15 protein-coding genes are annotated in these 16,892 nt (G+C 57.8%); 10 read left to right on the forward strand and 5 right to left on the reverse strand.

All coding sequences use genetic code 11. The annotated features are described in order from the left end of the window. Position 1: 1 nt before the first annotated feature. The 3 genes from ACB033_RS05505 to ACB033_RS05515 all read right to left on the reverse strand — a co-directional run bounded on the left by ACB033_RS05505 (position 2) and on the right by ACB033_RS05515 (position 2,489). The gene (locus ACB033_RS05505) at positions 2-892 is read right to left on the reverse strand and encodes a ScpA family protein (protein WP_371140394.1); all 891 of its coding nucleotides are present in this window, start codon (positions 890-892) and stop codon (positions 2-4) included. After that, positions 885-1,505 carry an L-threonylcarbamoyladenylate synthase gene (locus ACB033_RS05510; protein ID WP_005302891.1) on the reverse strand — a complete coding sequence of 207 codons (621 nt, stop codon included), beginning with the start codon at positions 1,503-1,505 and terminating at the stop codon, positions 885-887. The genes ACB033_RS05505 and ACB033_RS05510 overlap by 8 nt, the downstream gene beginning before the upstream one ends. Positions 1,506-1,607: 102 nt before the next feature. After that, entirely contained in the window at positions 1,608-2,489 is an 882-nt protein-coding gene (locus tag ACB033_RS05515) for a PHP domain-containing protein (protein ID WP_139725898.1), read from the reverse strand. A gap of 437 nt (positions 2,490-2,926) precedes the next feature. On the opposite strand from ACB033_RS05515, the gene ACB033_RS05520 reads away from it, so the two are divergent. The 10 genes from ACB033_RS05520 to ACB033_RS05565 all read left to right on the forward strand — a co-directional run bounded on the left by ACB033_RS05520 (position 2,927) and on the right by ACB033_RS05565 (position 14,927). Continuing rightward, complete coding sequence (locus ACB033_RS05520) at positions 2,927-4,561, forward strand: anthranilate synthase component 1 (protein ID WP_139725899.1); 1,635 nt, start codon at positions 2,927-2,929, stop codon at positions 4,559-4,561. Further along, positions 4,554-5,153 carry an aminodeoxychorismate/anthranilate synthase component II gene (locus tag ACB033_RS05525; protein WP_099359685.1) on the forward strand — a complete coding sequence of 200 codons (600 nt, stop codon included), beginning with the start codon at positions 4,554-4,556 and terminating at the stop codon, positions 5,151-5,153. The genes ACB033_RS05520 and ACB033_RS05525 overlap by 8 nt, the downstream gene beginning before the upstream one ends. Before the next feature lie 10 nt (positions 5,154-5,163). After that, the gene (gene trpD / locus ACB033_RS05530; RefSeq protein WP_010633416.1) at positions 5,164-6,192 is read left to right on the forward strand and encodes an anthranilate phosphoribosyltransferase; all 1,029 of its coding nucleotides are present in this window, start codon (positions 5,164-5,166) and stop codon (positions 6,190-6,192) included. After that, complete coding sequence (gene trpCF / locus ACB033_RS05535) at positions 6,192-7,700, forward strand: bifunctional indole-3-glycerol-phosphate synthase TrpC/phosphoribosylanthranilate isomerase TrpF (RefSeq protein WP_162519926.1); 1,509 nt, start codon at positions 6,192-6,194, stop codon at positions 7,698-7,700. The genes trpD and trpCF overlap by 1 nt, the downstream gene beginning before the upstream one ends. A 47-nt stretch (positions 7,701-7,747) precedes the next feature. Next, on the forward strand, positions 7,748-8,941 hold the full coding sequence (gene trpB, locus ACB033_RS05540) for a tryptophan synthase subunit beta (protein WP_005347359.1): 1,194 nt from the start codon (positions 7,748-7,750) through the stop codon (positions 8,939-8,941). After that, positions 8,938-9,744: a tryptophan synthase subunit alpha gene (gene trpA, locus ACB033_RS05545; protein WP_139725900.1), complete on the forward strand. Its 807-nt coding sequence runs from the start codon at positions 8,938-8,940 to the stop codon at positions 9,742-9,744. The genes trpB and trpA overlap by 4 nt, the downstream gene beginning before the upstream one ends. 452 nt (positions 9,745-10,196) lie before the next feature. After that, positions 10,197-11,132: a DUF1266 domain-containing protein gene (locus ACB033_RS05550; RefSeq protein WP_139725901.1), complete on the forward strand. Its 936-nt coding sequence runs from the start codon at positions 10,197-10,199 to the stop codon at positions 11,130-11,132. A 1,704-nt stretch (positions 11,133-12,836) separates the two neighbouring features. After that, positions 12,837-13,475: a DJ-1/PfpI family protein gene (locus ACB033_RS05555; RefSeq protein WP_106552999.1), complete on the forward strand. Its 639-nt coding sequence runs from the start codon at positions 12,837-12,839 to the stop codon at positions 13,473-13,475. A 520-nt stretch (positions 13,476-13,995) separates the two neighbouring features. Beyond that, positions 13,996-14,238 (forward strand): DUF3297 family protein, encoded by a 243-nt coding sequence (locus ACB033_RS05560; RefSeq protein ID WP_005332143.1) that lies wholly within the window; start codon positions 13,996-13,998, stop codon positions 14,236-14,238. 197 nt (positions 14,239-14,435) lie between these two features. Then, entirely contained in the window at positions 14,436-14,927 is a 492-nt protein-coding gene (locus tag ACB033_RS05565) for a hypothetical protein (RefSeq protein WP_371140395.1), read from the forward strand. 69 nt (positions 14,928-14,996) lie between these two features. Here the strand turns inward: ACB033_RS05565 and ACB033_RS05570 are convergent, their stop codons facing one another. Continuing rightward, entirely contained in the window at positions 14,997-15,440 is a 444-nt protein-coding gene (locus ACB033_RS05570; protein ID WP_139725903.1) for an inhibitor of vertebrate lysozyme family protein, read from the reverse strand. A 181-nt stretch (positions 15,441-15,621) separates the two neighbouring features. Further along, on the reverse strand, positions 15,622-16,833 hold the full coding sequence (locus ACB033_RS05575) for a NupC/NupG family nucleoside CNT transporter (protein WP_010633406.1): 1,212 nt from the start codon (positions 16,831-16,833) through the stop codon (positions 15,622-15,624). Between the last annotated feature and the right edge of the window lie 59 nt (positions 16,834-16,892).

The raw sequence follows: 16,892 nt of genomic DNA on the forward strand, positions 1-16,892 counted from the left end.
TTCAGTGGGCAGCGCCACGCTCGCTCTCCTCATGCTGGCCGGCCAGGGCAAAGTGAATGGGCCCCAGGGGTTCCGCCTGCAGGATCCAGATCAGCTGCTCCTTGCACAGCTCCAGCAGCGCCAGAAACGTCACCAGTACCCCCATGCGCCCCTCTTCGGCGCGCAGCACCTGCTCCAGGCGCAGGGTCTGGCCCAGCGAGAGCATGGCGAGGATCTCCGCCATGCGCACCCGGGTCGGGATCTGCTCGCGGCGGATCTGGTGATGTTCAAAATGAGTCGCGCGTTTTACCACACTTTGCATGTAAAGGGCGAGCTCAACCAGCGAAACATCGGGCGTCAATGGCTTGAGATCGCCAAAATCCGGCGCCATGGCGCTGGCGACAAAGATCTCCCGCTCCAGTCGCGGCAGCTCGTTGACCCGCTCCGCCCCCACCTTGTAGCGCTCGTACTCCTGCAGCCGGCGGATGAGGGTGACACGGGGGTCTTCCCCCTCCTCTTCGTCCTCCAGCTCCGGCGCCTTGGGCAGCAGCATGCGGGATTTGATCTCCGCCAGCCAGGCCGCCATCAGCAGGTACTCGGCCGCCAGCTCCAGATTGAGGCCCTGCATCAGCTCCACGTACTCCATGTACTGGGCGGTGATCTGCAGGATCGGCAGGTTGAGGATGTCGAGCTGCTGGCGCCGGATGAGGTAGAGCAACAGATCAAGCGGCCCCTCGAAGGTATCGAGAAACACCTCCAGCGCATCGGGCGGGATGAACAGGTCCTGGGGCAGCTCGTGGTAGGGCTGCCCCAGCACCCGGGCGATGGGAGATAGCGCCGACGGTGCCCCCTCGCCAGCTCCGGCGGGCGGCTGGGCGGCCGTCATGGCGACCGGTTCGACCGTATCACTCAAACGGGGTCGGATCCCCGGCACCGCGCCGACGCAGCACGGGTTCGTCGTCGGAGAAGTCCACCACGGTAGTGGGCTGCTCGCCCAGATAACCGCCGTTGACCACCAGATCCAGCTGTTTGCCCAGCTTGTCGAAGATCTCCTCCGGGTCAAACTCCGCCATGTCAGATTCCGGCAGGATCAGGGTGGTGGAGAGCAGCGGCTCGCCGAGGGCCTCCAGCAGCGCCTGGGCAATCTTGTTGTCCGGTACCCGGATGCCGATGCTCTTCTTCTTCTCGTTCATCAGGCGGCGCGGCACCTCCTTGGTGGCCTTGAAGATGAAGGTGTAGGGGCCGGGGGTGTTGTTCTTGATCAGGCGAAACGCACTGTTGTCCACCTTGGCGTAGGTGGAGATCTCGGAGAGATCGCGGCACACCAGGGTGAAGTCGTGGTTGGGATCGATGCGGCGGATGCGGCAGATGCGCTCCAGCGCGCCCTTGTCACCCATCTGGCAACCCAGCGCATAACCCGAATCGGTGGGATAGACGATGACGCCGCCATTCTGGATGATCTGCACCGCCTGGCTGATCAGACGGGCCTGGGGATTTTCCGGGTGTACGTAAAAGTGCTGACTCATGACTCGTTCTCGCAATGGGGGCAGCAATCTCTGCCCGCTTGATGGCCGCGAAGCCGGGCTTCACGACACTACCTTACTCTGTTTGGCGCCTGTTGGCGCCCTTCAACGGCTGGCCAGCAGGGTGGCGTGCTGCTCGGCGTTCAGCCCGAAGTGACCGGGATACGCCAACCATACCGGCATCCCCTCCTTGGGCAACCAGAGGTGGCGACCCAGTTCGGTCCAGTTGGAGGGGAAGTGAAAATCCGACCCCACCGAGATATAGAGGTCGTGCTCTTTGGCCCACTGGCCGAGATTCGCTCGCTCCTGCGGGCTCTGCTGGGGCAGAGAGACCTCCATGGCATCGCCGCCTGCCGCCTTGAAGGCCACCAGCAGCCGCTTGATCCACTTGGCGGTGAGATCGTAGCGGCTCGGGTGGGCCAGCACCGCCAGGCCACCGGCGCCGTGAATGGCGTCGATCGCCTCGCCCATCTCGGGCCACTCGGCCGGCACATAGCCCTTGTTGCCCCGGCTCAGGTACTTTTTGAATACCTTCTGCATGTTGTCGGCCACCCCGCGCGCCACCAGCACCCGGGCAAAGTGGGCCCGGGTCACGGCCGCATCACCGGCCAGCTGCTTGGCCTCTTCATAGGTGCCGGGAATGAGACACTTCTCCAGACGACGCCCTATTTCCTGGGCGCGCGCTTCGCGACGAGCCTGTTGGCCAACCAAAAAATCGGTGAGCGCCACATTTTTTTCATCCACCCCCAGCGCCACGATATGGATCTCGTGATGCTCCCAGCCGGTGGAGATCTCGACCCCGCTCACCAGCCGCAGCGGCAGTTGCTCATTCTCGATGGTGCGGCGCACCTCATCAAGCCCGGCAAGGGTATCGTGGTCAGTAACCGCTAACACCTCGACCTGTTTTTCGGCGGCGCGGCGCACCAGTTCGGCGGGGCTCAGCACCCCATCCGAGGCCGTGGTATGGCAGTGTAGATCGAATCTCATCAGATTATTCCGCTCTCGTGGTCAGGTCACCATGGGTACACATTCGGTGAAAGAAGGCTAAAAAGCGACTTGACTTGGCCGCGGCTTTATCGTTTTCTGTAGGCACTTCATTGCAAACATCTTTTTACAGGACTTTATCATGCAAACGACTTCCATCCTGACCATCTGGTGGTGGCACACTCCCTGACATGCGGGCGTGTGGTCGTTGCTGTACCTGTAAATCTGACAGCAAATAAAGAACCCAAAGAAAAAGCCCGCTGACCCCAGCGGGCTTTTTTATTATCCGGCAAATGGACCTGTGATGAAACCGAGAATTCAGACAAGCAAGCTGACCTGGCGATGGCGCCCCTGAACCAGCCACCCCAGACCCATTAAATTTTCAAGGAATTCAACGTCATGAACATCGGTAAACAACATCACACGCAAGGGAACGCACTATGACAGCCAGCCATCGCCTTCCTCTGGGTGAATTCGATACCCTCACCCTCAACGCCCCCTACGTGGCCGACCCGCTGGCGCTCTACAGCGAGCTCTGCCAGGGTCGCCCCAACAACCTGCTGCTTGAATCGGTGGAGATCGACTCCAAGGCCGGCAAACAGAGTCTGCTGCTGGTGGACGCCAGCCTGCGCATCGAGTGCCGGGGCCGCACCGTGCGGGTGCGCAGCCTGAACGACAACGGCTCCCAGCTGCAGAGCCTGCTGGCCGAGCGCCTGCCGGCCGCCGTTGCCCAGAGCCTGGTGGCCGGCGAGCTGCAGCTCGACTTCCCGGCTTCTGATCGGGAGCAGGACGAAGACAGCCGCCTCAAGGGGAGCAGCGTGCTGGACGTGCTGCGCACCCTGCAGCGGGAGCTCGATTGCCAGCTGGGCAAAGAGGCGCTCTTTATGGCCGGCAGCTTCGCCTACGACCTCATCGCCTCCTTTGAAGATCTGCCCGAAGTGCCACAGGGGAGCAACGACTGCCCCGACTACTGCTTCTACGTGGCCGAGACCCTGATCACCATCGACCATATCGCGCGCTCCACTGCGCTGCTCGCCTGCATCTTTGGCGGTGACAGCGACGAGAGCCGGGTGGAAGACAGATACCACCGCCTGAGCGAGCGCCTCGCCCAGTTCAAACACGCCTGCCAGCAAGCCCCCGCGCAGGCACCGGCCACCCCGCCCCTCGTCGGCGGCATGAGCGTGGACAAGAGCGACAAGCAGTTCTGCGCCGAGGTGGAGAAGCTCAAGGGCTTTATCCGCCGTGGCGACATCTTCCAGGTGGTGCCGTCACGCTGCTTCTCCCTGCCCTGCCCCAGCCCCATCGCCGCCTATCGCCGCCTCAAGCAGACCAACCCCAGCCCCTACATGTTCTATGTGCAGGACGAGGGCTTCACCCTGTTTGGCGCCTCGCCGGAGAGCGCGGTGAAATTCTGCGCCACCAGCCGCGACGTGGAGATGTACCCCATCGCCGGTACCCGCCGCCGCGGCTTCAACCCCGATGGCAGCATCAACCGAGATCTCGACGGCCGCATCGAGCTGGAACTGCGTCAGGACGAGAAAGAGGTGGCCGAACACCTGATGCTGGTGGATCTGGGTCGCAACGACATCGCCCGCATCTCGGAGCCCGGTACCCGTTACGTCAAGGAGCTGCTGAAAGTGGATCGCTACAGCCACGTGATGCACCTGGTCTCCAAGGTGGTCGGCACCTTGCGCGCCGACCTTGACGCCCTGCACGCCTATCAGGCCTGCATGAACATGGGCACCCTCACCGGCGCGCCCAAGATCCGCGCCAGCGAGTTGATTCGCATGGTGGAAGGCAAGCGCCGCGGCAGCTACGGCGGCGCGGTCGGCTACATCAACGGCGCCGGCGAGATGGATACCTGCATCGTCATTCGTTCCGCCTTTGTCAAAGAGGGTGTGGCCCACGTGCAGGCCGGTGCCGGGGTGGTCTATGACTCCAAGCCGCAAGCCGAAGCGGACGAGACCCGCGCCAAGGCGGCCGCCGTGCTGGCTGCCATCGCCGCCAGCCATGGCACCTCTCTGCAAGCCCTGAGCGCCCAGCAGGAGCAACATAAGGACGTGAGCCATGACTAATATCTTCCTGCTCGACAACTTCGACTCGTTTACCTACAACCTCGTCGACCAGTTCCGCTCCCTCGGCTATCCGGTGCGGATCTACCGCAACAGCCTGCCGGCCAGCCGCATCATGAGCGAGATCGCCGCCTGTGAAGGGGACGCCGTGCTGGTGCTCTCGCCGGGGCCGGGTGCCCCCCACGAGGCGGGTTGTCTGATTGATCTGATCAAGCTGGCCCGTGGTCAGGTGCCCATCCTCGGCATCTGCCTCGGTCATCAGGCCCTGTGCGAAGCCTACGGCGGCACAGTCGGCGCGGCAGGCGAGATCGTCCACGGCAAGCGCTCGCTCATCGAGCACAACGGCCACGGCGCCTTCGCGGGGCTGCAAAGCCCGCTGCCGGTGGCCCGCTACCACTCGCTGGTCGCCACCTATGTACCGGAAGAGCTGACGGTGATTGCCCACTATCAGGGCATGCCCATGGCCATCGAGCAACAGGATGAGCGGGTGCTGGGCTTCCAGTTCCACCCGGAATCCATCATGACCTCGGAAGGGGCCCGTCTGTTGACCCAGGCGCTCGCCCATATCACCCGTCCAGTTAGCAGTGTGCGGTAAGGAGACCAACATGCATCATCATCTCAACACCCTCTATCAGGGTCAGTCTCTGAGCCGTGAAAGTACCCGCGACGCCTTCGGCCAGGTGGTACGTGGCGAAGTGGATCCCATCGTGCTCGCCAGTCTGTTGACCGCTCTCAAGATCAAGGGGGAGACCCCGGAGGAGATCGCCGGCGCCGCCGAGGCCCTCTTGGCGGAAGCGCGCGACTTCCCGCGTCCGGACTATGAGTTCTGCGACATCGTCGGCACCGGTGGCGATGGCCTCAACACCATCAACGTCTCCACCACCTCGGCGCTGGTCGCCGCTGCCTGCGGCCTGAAAGTAGCCAAGCACGGCAACCGCTCGGTCTCGAGCAAGTCGGGTTCGAGCGATCTGCTGGACAAGATGGGCATCAAGCTCGATATGAGCCCGGCGCAGGCGCGCCGCTGCCTGGACGAGCTCGGCATCTGCTTCCTGTTCGCCCCCCAGTACCACGCCGGGGTGCGCCACGCCATGCCGGTTCGCCAGGCCCTCAAGACCCGCACCCTGTTCAACGTGCTGGGGCCGCTTATCAACCCCGCTCGCCCCACCTATCAGCTGATGGGGGTCTATGCCCCCGAGCTGGTGCGCCCCATCGCCGAAACCCTGCTGGCACTGGGGCTGAAAACCGGTATGGTGGTGCACGGCGCCGGGCTCGACGAGATTGCCATCCACGGCCCGACCCAGGTGGCCCAGATCCGTGACGGCGAGATCCGCGAGTTTCTGTTAACCCCGGCTGACTTTGGCCTCGAGACCTACCCGGTCAGCGCCATTCAGGGGGGGGAGCCTGAAGAGAACCGCGCCATCACCGCCGCCATTCTGGAAGGGCGTGGCACCCCGGCCCACAACGCCGCCATCGCCGCCAATGTGGCACCGCTGCTGCTGATGGCGGGCAAGGCGAAAGATCTCAAGAGCGCGGCGGCCGAGGTGCTGGCGGTGCTGGCGAGCGGCAAGACGGCGGAGCTCGCCGCTCGGCTGGCCACCCTGAGTCATCAGGAAGCGGGCCATCAGGAGGCATGATGTCAGCCACCATGTCGCACAGCAGTCATTCAGAACGCCCGCAGGGCAAGAGCCAGTTTCGCAAGGATAACGAGATGTCAGACCTTATTGCCCCCCATGCTTTTCTGAACATGGCCTCCATCAGCCAGACCATCCTCGGCAAAATCGTGGCGGCCAAACAGGAGTGGGTTGCCGCCCGCAAGCTGGCCCAGCCGCTGGAGAGCTTCCAGAGCACGCTGACCCCCAGCGATCGGGATTTCGTCGGCGCGCTCAAGGCGGGCTCCACCCGCTTTATTCTGGAGTGCAAGAAGGCCTCCCCCTCCAAGGGCTTGATCCGCGACGATTTCAGCCCGGAGGCCATCGCCGACATCTATGGCAAATACGCCACCGCCATCTCGGTGCTGACCGACGAGAAGTTCTTTCAGGGGGATTTTGCCTTTTTGCCGCGGGTGCGCAGCCGCGTATCGCAGCCGGTGCTCTGCAAGGATTTCATGATTGACCCCTATCAGGTCTATCTGGCCCGCCACTATCAGGCGGACGCCATCCTGCTGATGCTCTCGGTGCTCACCGACGAGGGGTATCGCGCCCTGTTCGCGGTCGCCAGGGAGCTGGGGCTGGGTGTGCTCACCGAGGTGAGCAACGAGGAGGAGCTGACCCGCGCCATCGCCCTGGGGGCACCGGTGATCGGCATCAACAACCGGGATCTGCGCGATTTGAGCGTCGATCTTGCCCGCACCAAACAGCTGGCTAAAGATATCCCGAGCGATCGGGTAGTGATCAGCGAGTCCGGCATCAATCACCGCGCCCAGGTGGCGGATCTGCGCCACCACGCCAAGGGCTTTCTGGTGGGCTCATCCCTGATGGCCGAGCCGGATCTGGAGGCGGCAGTGCGCAAGCTCACTCTGGGCCAGAACAAGGTGTGCGGCCTGACCCGCGCCGAGGATGCCGCCGCCGCCCATCAGGCGGGTGCGGTGTTTGGCGGCCTGATTTTTGTTTCCAAAAGCCCGCGCTATGTAGACATCCCCGCCGCCCGCGCCGTGATGGCGGGTGCGCCGCTCTCTTACGTCGGGGTTTTTCGCAACGCCCAACCCGCCACCATTGCCAAGACAGTGGATGCGCTGCATTTGGCGGCTGTCCAGCTGCACGGGGATGAGGATGCTGCCTATATCGAGGAACTGCGCCCACTGCTACCAACTGGCTGCCAGATCTGGAAAGCCGTAGGCGTCTCTCTTGGCAAGGAAAGCGGCGAGCCGCTGCCCGCCCTCGACTACCCAGCGGATCGCCTGCTGCTGGATACCAAAGTAGGCAGCCAGAGCGGCGGCACCGGTCAGGCGTTCGACTGGGCCCTGTTGGCAAATCTCGATAAAGCCAAGTTGATGCTGGCGGGCGGCCTGAATCCCGACAACGCCCTGCAAGCGGCACAAGTGGGCTGCCTCGGCCTTGATTTCAACTCCGGGGTGGAGAGTGCCCCGGGCCAGAAGGATGCGCACAAGATTGCAGCCGCCTTCGGCGCACTGCGCAACCTGTAACGCAACCCTTTTTGATGTTTCGATTTAGCTAATACAAGGAAGAAGCCATGACCCTGCTCAACCCGTTTTTTGGTGAATTTGGCGGTATGTACGTACCCCAAATCCTCATCCCGGCCCTGCTCCAGCTGGAGAAGGCCTTTGTCGATGCCAAGGATGATCCGGCCTTTATCGCCGAGTTTCAGTCCTTGCTGACCGAGTATGCCGGTCGCCCGACCCCGCTCACCCTGACCCGCAATCTGACCAAGGGCACCAAGACCCGCCTCTATCTGAAGCGTGAAGATCTGCTGCACGGGGGCGCCCACAAGACCAACCAGGTGCTGGGTCAGGCCCTGCTCGCCAAGCGGATGGGCAAGAGCGAGATCATCGCCGAGACCGGTGCTGGCCAGCACGGCGTCGCCACCGCACTGGCCTGTGCCCTGCTCGGCCTCAAGTGCCGGGTCTACATGGGCGCCAAGGATTGCGAGCGCCAGAAACCGAACGTCTTTCGCATGAAGCTGATGGGTGCCACCGTCATTCCGGTGCACTCAGGCTCCAGCACCCTCAAAGATGCCTGCAACGAGGCGCTGCGCGACTGGGCTGCCAACTACGAGTCGGCCCACTACCTGCTCGGCACCGCCGCAGGCCCGCACCCCTTCCCCACTATCGTGCGGGAGTTCCAGAAGATGATCGGCGAAGAGGCCAAGGCCCAGTGCTTCGAGAAGGAGGAGCGACTGCCCGACGCGGTGATCGCCTGCGTCGGTGGAGGGTCGAACGCCATCGGCATGTTTGCCGACTTTATCGATGAGCCATCGGTGCGCCTCATCGGCGTCGAGCCGGGTGGTCACGGCATCGAGAGCGGCGAGCACGGTGCGCCGCTCGGTCACGGTAGCAAGGGGGTCTTCTTTGGCATGCACTCCTACCTGATGCAGGACAATCAGGGCCAAATTCAGGAGTCCTACTCCGTCTCGGCGGGGCTGGACTTCCCCTCCGTCGGCCCACAGCACGCCCATCTGGCCGCCATCGGCCGCGCCGAGTACCCCTCGGTGACCGACAAGGAGGCGCTGGACGCCTTCCAGGAGCTGGCCAAATCCGAAGGCATCATCCCTGCGCTGGAGTCCTCCCACGCGCTGGCCCACGCCCTCAAGATGGCCCGCAGTGAACCGGAAAAAGAGCAGGTGCTCATCGTCAACCTCTCAGGCCGTGGCGACAAAGATATCTTCACCGTGGCCGACATTTTCGAGAAAGAAGGAACCTTGTCATGAACCGTTACGCACAACTCTTCTCCCGTCTGGACGAAGCCAATCAGGGCGCCTTTGTGCCGTTCGTGATGCTGGGTGACCCCACCCCCGAACTCTCCTTGGCCATCGTCGATGCGCTGGTCGCAGGGGGCGCCGATGCCCTCGAACTCGGCATTCCCTTCTCCGATCCGGTGGCGGACGGCCCCACCATCCAGGGCGCCGCCCTGCGGGCGTTTGCCAGCCACACCACCCCGGACGACTGTTTCGAGCTGCTCGGCCGCATCCGCGCCAAGTACCCGCAGCTGCCCATTGGACTGCTGGTCTACGCGAATCTCGTCTATGTGCGCAAAATCGACGGCTTCTACCAGAAGTGCCAGCAGGCGGGCGTGGATTCGGTGCTGGTCGCCGACGTGCCGGTGCAGATGTGCGCCCCCTACAAGGCGGCCGCCGACAAGTTCGGTATCGACAGCATCTTTATCGCCCCGCCCAATGGCGACGCCGAGACCCTGCAACAGGTGGCGGAGCTTGGCAATGGTTACACCTATCTGGTGAGCCGCGCCGGTGTGACCGGTGCCGAGACCAAGGCCGGCATGCCGGTGGAAGGGCTGATCAATACCCTGCGCGAGTTCAACGCCCCTCCCGCCCTGCTCGGCTTTGGCATCAGCGAGCCGGCTCAGGTGCGTGAGGCCATCGCCGCTGGCGCCGCCGGTGCCATCTCCGGCTCCGCCGTGGTGAAGATCATCGAGACCCACCACCAGAACCCGGAACATATGCTCACTCGTCTGAAAGAGTTTGTGGAAGGGATGAAGGCCGCGACCAATCGCTGAAATTTGGGCATTGGGGCCATCCAATGCCGTTTGTTGTGATATGTATTGGTACCGAGGGAGCCCTATGGTCTCCCTTTTCTTGTTCCTGATGATGACCATTCCCTCGGCGTGACAGACCAAGTGTAGGTTCTTGATGGGATGCTTTTTCCTCCCCATACCGCACAGCAATGACAGATATTTGCCCTTTCAGTTAGTCAAAAGGCCAGCCTATACGATACAGAGTGTGACTAGTTCACGGCTGCAGCAAAGAACCTCGTTTTTTCGTACCATTTGGGGCATCTCCAAAGCCTCATTGGCATTTTTGATCTCGATCGAGTACGATTCAATCGTGAACCTCAAAAGAGTCCAAACTCTAAGTGGCGACACATTATAAACATTCTGGTTAGACTCTTATATCAATAAGCCAATGTTTGATCGCTAAGGCAGTACACTAAAAGTCATGGGATACGACAATGATAAAGTTTTTCTATAAAGATATTGAAATGCTTCTGCGCACCTTTGCACTGATCACAGTGGTCATGATTATCTGGACTTTTATGCCTAGTATATTAGAGGCCAATACAAGCAGAGATATTTATGATGCTGTGATGAGCATGGCATGGGTTGGTAATATATTCGTTGGCTTTGTTATATTTCTTGGTGTATTTTCCCTTGGGCGAACAATTTTAAAGCAGCGTGCGATCTCAAAGACCAAGGCAGATAACAACGACATTAAAGCAGGCATCAACCACAACATAGTACATCCCTGCAAAGATGAAATTGATGTATTGCTAGTTAAGCTGGGTAGCTTATATTCAATTTCGGATGTCGGCAATGGGAACAAATCGGGTAAAAACTATATCAACAGCATCGAAGAATGCGACACCCATAATCCAGAGATGATCGATTCGCAGAAGATCACCTTGGATGTCAGTTATGGCATAGATAACAAAAAAAACCTTGAAAATACATTGATTGAACTCCTTGACCCAAGAAATTTTGGTCGTGAAGACTCAACACTCTACACCTCACAACTTGACCACCTGTCAGTACTGGCCAAGCGTTGTGGTATAGAACTATTACCCGCTCAAAAATCGGTTAATATTTCAGCTGCATTTAATTTACAGCGCGCAGCCATGCTGATGAGGAGTGGCATTGCTTGCGGTTTTTTAACGATGCAAGAATGGAATGAACTGAAGAAAAGCCTATTTTATCATGTAAATCAGCAATTTTCTTCGATGGATGATCTGATCAATGACTATCTATTGGCTATATATCTTTTCTACACATCCGAATATTCAATTCAAGGCCCATCTCGAATTATAGGGAGATTATATGGCATAGCCGAACTAAAACGCTGTAATTACTTCGAGTGGGATATTTCAGAAATGAACCATCCTTCATTGTAGGTCTTACAAGAACCCTGCTATATAATTCTAATTGCTGCCTGACACCGACCTCAACTCGGTGTCTTTTTCAAAAATATGTGAACGACATTGAAGCCTATACGACATAATAATAGACAACTTGTCAGTTATTTATTGTTAACATCACCTCACTATTTCAAATATTAAATTTGAAATAGTGAGGTAAGCATGACTATATCTATAGCAGAAAATCCATGATCCATCGACAACAACTAAAGCCGGCGCAGTTTAAAAACCAAAACATTGCTCACGCCCTATCCGCATTTATTCTCAGCAGCGTCGATCTCTATCCTGTGCAATCGAAGGCTATCCCAGTTAGGCAACAGCCTGTTAGGTAGATTACCAGATTTTCCGGTGGGTATGAATTATCCAGCTACCTTGGCCTAGCGAGAGGAAATGCTTGATGTATACATCTAAGAACTCGAGCATGAGTATATTTCAAACTATTAGCGGGAAGATTTGGCTGAAGAGAATTATCATTGAGATGAGGCAGCACAATCCTTTTATGTTCCCATTAAATTTATTTCGCAACTCATATTGTAGTGAATTGAAGGAGTTATAATCCTACTTACCTCGAGATGGAAGATTATTTTTCTTTTTTGGAGCCGTACCGTCTTTCGGGAGTACTGAAAGGTCATGTCTATTATGTCGCCGAGGAGCAGATACTTAACCTTGGACAAACTATGCCTGCACTTAAGTTTGATGCCCATATGTGTGAGAACTATGAGACCGCTTATCAGCTTCAAGGGGTTGAAAGTATAAAGATGGTTGAGCCTTATATGATTAGTAGCCAAAACCCGCATTTATTACGGCTAGTTGAAACTCGTATACAAGGACTGTCACAATCATAAAAAACCATGGTATTAGAAACCATCGAGAATGTAGGATATAACGGGTTGGCACCCGAGTGACAGGATCAGTTTAACTTCCTTGGCAAAATGGCAATCAGTAATGTGGAGTTAATCCCAGGTCAGATTGTCACTCAAGCACAATGGGATACATTATCCAAAAAGTCGTTATCCAATAGGCGGGTATTGGTCATTACTGAACAGCCATTGCTATATTATGGGAATTCGATAGCATTAACGAGTATGGTTTTGGCCGGCATGAAGCCCCAGAGTTTCATGTTGCAACAGTTTTAGGTGGAAATACCTAAGATTATCTGGTACTGTTTAAAGTCCGCTACGGTGAGTTAAATGATAAATTGAATTATTCACCGAGATTATTTAGTGTTAGGGAGGTTCGAGTGCATTTACTGTATATATGATAACTAATGTTCTGAAAGCGGATTACAGTCTCATTTTGGGTGTATGCTATTCATAGAGATCGTTGCAATTTACTAATCTGCAAATCCAATCTGTGATTGGAGTCGTGAATTGGTTCTCTTTCTGTGGCATAGCTGCTATACAGTTTATCGGCGAATGGAATTTAGTGGATCAAATCTAAAAAATACTCCATGGGACCTTTCCCACCATGGGTACTGTGTGGTCTGTCCCAGTTGTAGTAGAATTACCACTCTGCTAACTTGGCATGAATAGCTTCAATTTGTGGACTGCCAACACCTAGCGCTTCCAGTTCCACTGAGCTGTGGTGGTTATAACTATTGTATTTAATAAGTGATGTATTCTCAGTCCCTCGAGCATACATGATGCATCATTTTAGCACTGCAATAAAGGGCCAAATAGTATGTATAAAATAGGCATTATTTTGTTTGATGACTTTACAGATGTAGATTTCTTTCTTATGTATGACTTACTTGGTCGAACAACTGATTGTTGGGATGTAAAAATATTAGGTACGAAGGCAAGACATAACTCGCAACTCGGAATTTCAGTGAAGACTCAAGGCCATATATCTGATGTTAATAAGCAAGATGTTGTTTTGATCACTAGTGGTTACCGAGGGATCCCAGCTGCACTGAAAGACAAAAATTTCATGTCTACATTAAAACTTGACCCTAAAAAGCAACTAATCGGTTCTATATGCGCAGGGTCTTTTATTTTACACGAACTTGGTTTGCTGAACGGGAAGAAGTTAACGACAAATCCGCACGCTAAGGCTGCACTCGAAAGCATGGGAGGGGACGTTCAGGATCTACCTCTCGTTATCGAAGGTAATATCGCTACTGCCGGTGGCTGTCTTTCAGTAATGTACCTAGTTGGTTGGTTAGCAGAAAGGTTGTTTGACTCAAACACTCGAAAAACCATACAAAACCAGTTAATTCCAGCAGGACAATTAGAACTGTTTGAAAAGCTGATTTCCACAACAATTCAGTCTGCTGAATTGGCTAGCACTCATAACACAGCATTCAAGATAGACTCGTAATGTTTGGGATTTTACTATACGTTAGCTTAGCGGTACAAAAGATCAGGCCCCCATATTTCTGATTGCACCGCTGAGCATTTGAGCGAACAGGGTGATATTTCATATGGCTTTTTTCGATTGTTTCTCCCCCGTTCTTTAACCAAATATTACCAGAACAAATGAAAAGGAAATTATTGTGAACCCAGAGCATATTGAGGTAGGCAAACAGTTTGTTGTTGGGTGGGGAACATTGATGTTAATCAATGCTGTCCTCGCCTAAGGAAAGAATCGTAGCGGTTTAGTCTGGTTTTTCATTTCATTGTTTTTAGGTCCTGTTACAACCTTGATATTGGCTTTGGTTCCAAAACTACCTGAAAACCAGTAAAAACATGCCCCCCGTCTTATGGAGCCGGCTATAGCTGCTGCCCGGGCAGCAGCTATAGCCGGACCTTGCTCACCTAGTGGTGACGCAACCCAGCCTTGAGCCCATGACGGGCATTGCCTACAATGACCCACTTTTTATCACACTCAGGTAAATATAATGAGCGACAACAAACCTGCCCTGCCCGACCGTCTGGCGGCCAACCCGCGCAGCCCGCACCATGTGGCGGAGTGCTTCCAGCACGAGATCGGCATTCGCGTGAACGGCAAGGAGCGCACCAATGTCGAGGAGTACTGCATCAGCGAAGGCTGGGTGAAGATCCCCTCCCCCAAGGCCAAGGATCGCTACGGCAATGCCATGCTGATCACCGTCAAGGGCACCGTCGAGGCCTTCTACGCCTAAGCCACCCTGACCGCGCGCCCCGCCGGGCCCGCCGCCATGCTGTTCAGAACACCGGCCTTGTGCCGGTGTTCTTCTTTGGGCCCTGCATCTTTGCATCGATGGCGGGCAAGGAGTGTCGCAGCGGGCGCCGCTCTCTCTTGCGTCGGGCCTGCGTCTCGGCAATCCTTGCCGCCCCTTGAACTGGCAAGATCTCATCCATGAACAAGCTGTTTGTCCTGCTGGCGCTGTTGACCCTGAGCACAGCGGTCCGCGCCGATATCCTTATCAATCCCCAGATCGTGGTGAACGGCCAGAGCCAGGGTGGCGGGCTCATCCACATCTGTACCCTGACCCCCTTCAACAGCGTCTATGCCAATGCGGGGCGCAGCGAGTGGCTGGCGCGCCAGAAGGTGAGCCGCCGCTGCCAGCAGGACCAAGGCAACAACAGCCTGTTCTGCGAGGCGGCCAAGGCAAGCTGCATCACCACCACACTCGATGAGAGCGACGATGCCAGCACCCTGCTGGTGTTTGACGGTGCCCACCAGAGCGGCGACTCCCTGCGCATCGACCGGGACATTGCGGATCTCGGCCGCTACGGCTTTGCCGACCGCATCTCCTCCTTCACCGTGCCGGCTGGCTGGGTGGTACGTTTCTTCGAGGAGACCGACTTCAACAATCGCATCCGCTCGGTGCGGATCCTGAGCCGCTAGCGCCCAGCCCCACCACTCCTTCGCCATAAAAAAACCTCTGCCTGGGCAGAGGTTTTTGCTTTTCGATGCTTACTGCCAGTTGGGATCGGCCTCAACCTGCTTCATCAGGGCGGCCTGCATCCCCTTGTCCGGCTGGCCGAGCCAGGTGTAGCGGGCAAACTTGGACGGGGTTTCGCGGGCGACGTCGCTATCTGGCAGGTCGATCAGCACACCCCACACCCGCTTGGCCTTGGCATCCACCAGCAGCTGCATGTAGTGGCTGGCGCAGTCGTGGGGCTTGCAGACCGAACCGCTCTGATAGGGGGTGCCGGCCACGGCTTCGAGCGGGGAGCTGGTACCGTTGCCGCTGCGCACCCACTTGGGCAGGTTCTTGATGCCCTGGGTCGCCTTGGCCCAGGGGGCCTTGAAGTCCGCCGACAGCAGCAGATCCGAGGTATAGGTGGCGGCGGCAAACGCCGGCGTGGCGCCGACCAGCAGCAGGGAGAGCGCCAATGCGCGAGAGAGACGGGTCATGGTGTGATTCCTTGTTATATGAATGCCTGAACGGGCGCGGACTGGCCGCGCGCCATCACGCTACCGCCTGCGCCCGCCCCTGTCGAGCCCACGCCGTGCCGAGGCGTCAGTGGTTGGCGCCAGATGGACGACACCCCGCCGCGCCAGTGGCGAGACGGGGTGTGCATGGGGGCAGGGTCGCTTAGCCGAGGGAGGCGAACAGCCCCGCCAGGGTGGCGCTCATCAGGTTGGCCAGGGTTGCCGCCAGCACCGCCTTGAAGCCGAGGCTCGCCACGTCGTGGCGGCGCTCCGGCGCCATGGTGCCGATGGAGCCAAGCTGCACCGCAATGGAGCCCAGGTTGGCAAAACCACACAGCGCGAAGGTGATGATGATCTGGGTGTGGGCGCTCAGATCCTGCTTGATGTTGGCAAAGTCCAGGTAGGCGACGAACTCGTTCATGATCACCTTCTGACCGATCAAGGATCCTGCCGCCATCATCTCGCTGGCCGGCACGCCGATGAGCCAGGCCACCGGGGCAAACAGGTAACCCAGCAGCTGCTGCAGGGAGAGATCGGCCCAGCCGAACCACTCGCCCACCGTGGTGAGACCGGCGTTGATCATAGTGATGACGCTGACAAAGGCCAGCAATATGGTGCCGATGGCCACCGCGATCTTCATGCCGCTCATGGCGCCACCCGCCAGGGCGTCGATGGCATTGCTGTAGTCGCTCTTGTCGAGGGTGATCTCGGCCTGCTCGTTCACCTGCTGCTGCTCCGGCACCAGCAGTTTGGCCATCAGCAGGCCCCCCGGCGCCGCCATGAAGGAGGCAGCGATGAGGTATTTCAGATCCACACCGAGCCCGGCGTAGCCACCGAGCACAGAGCCGGCTACCGAGGCCATGCCGCAGGTCATCACCGCAAAGAGCTCGGAGCGGGTCATGCCGGCCAGGAAGGGGCGGATCAGCAGCGGCGACTCCCCCTGGGAGAGGAAGATGTTGCCGGTGGCCACCAGGGATTCGGCGCGGCTGGTGCCGAGCAGGCGGTGAATGCCGCCTCCCAACACCCGGATCACCCACTGCATGATGCCGAAGTGATAGAGCACCGCGATCAGCGCGCTGATGAAGATCACCAGCGGCAGCACCCGCACGGCGAAGATGAAGCCGTTGCTGGCCAGATCGCCAAACACGAAGCGGATGCCGCTGTCGGCAAAGCCGAGCAGGGCGGAGACGCCGTTGCTCATGGCGCCGAGCATGATTTGACCGGGGGGGAAGTAGAGCACCAGGGCGGCAAAGCCGGTTTGCAGGGCGAGGGCCCCCAGCACGGTCCGCCAGCGGATGGCACGGCGGTTTTCACTGGCCAGCCAGGCGATAAACATCAGGGCCAGCATACCGACCAGACTCAATAACAGCGTCATCTTGCACCTATGAAGAGAGAAGTTTCATACGGCAAGTCTGCAGACAGGCATCGCAGGGA

The sequence above is a fragment of the Aeromonas sp. S15(2024) genome, assembly GCF_041402265.1.
In the GTDB taxonomy this organism is placed as follows: domain Bacteria; phylum Pseudomonadota; class Gammaproteobacteria; order Enterobacterales; family Aeromonadaceae; genus Aeromonas; species Aeromonas dhakensis.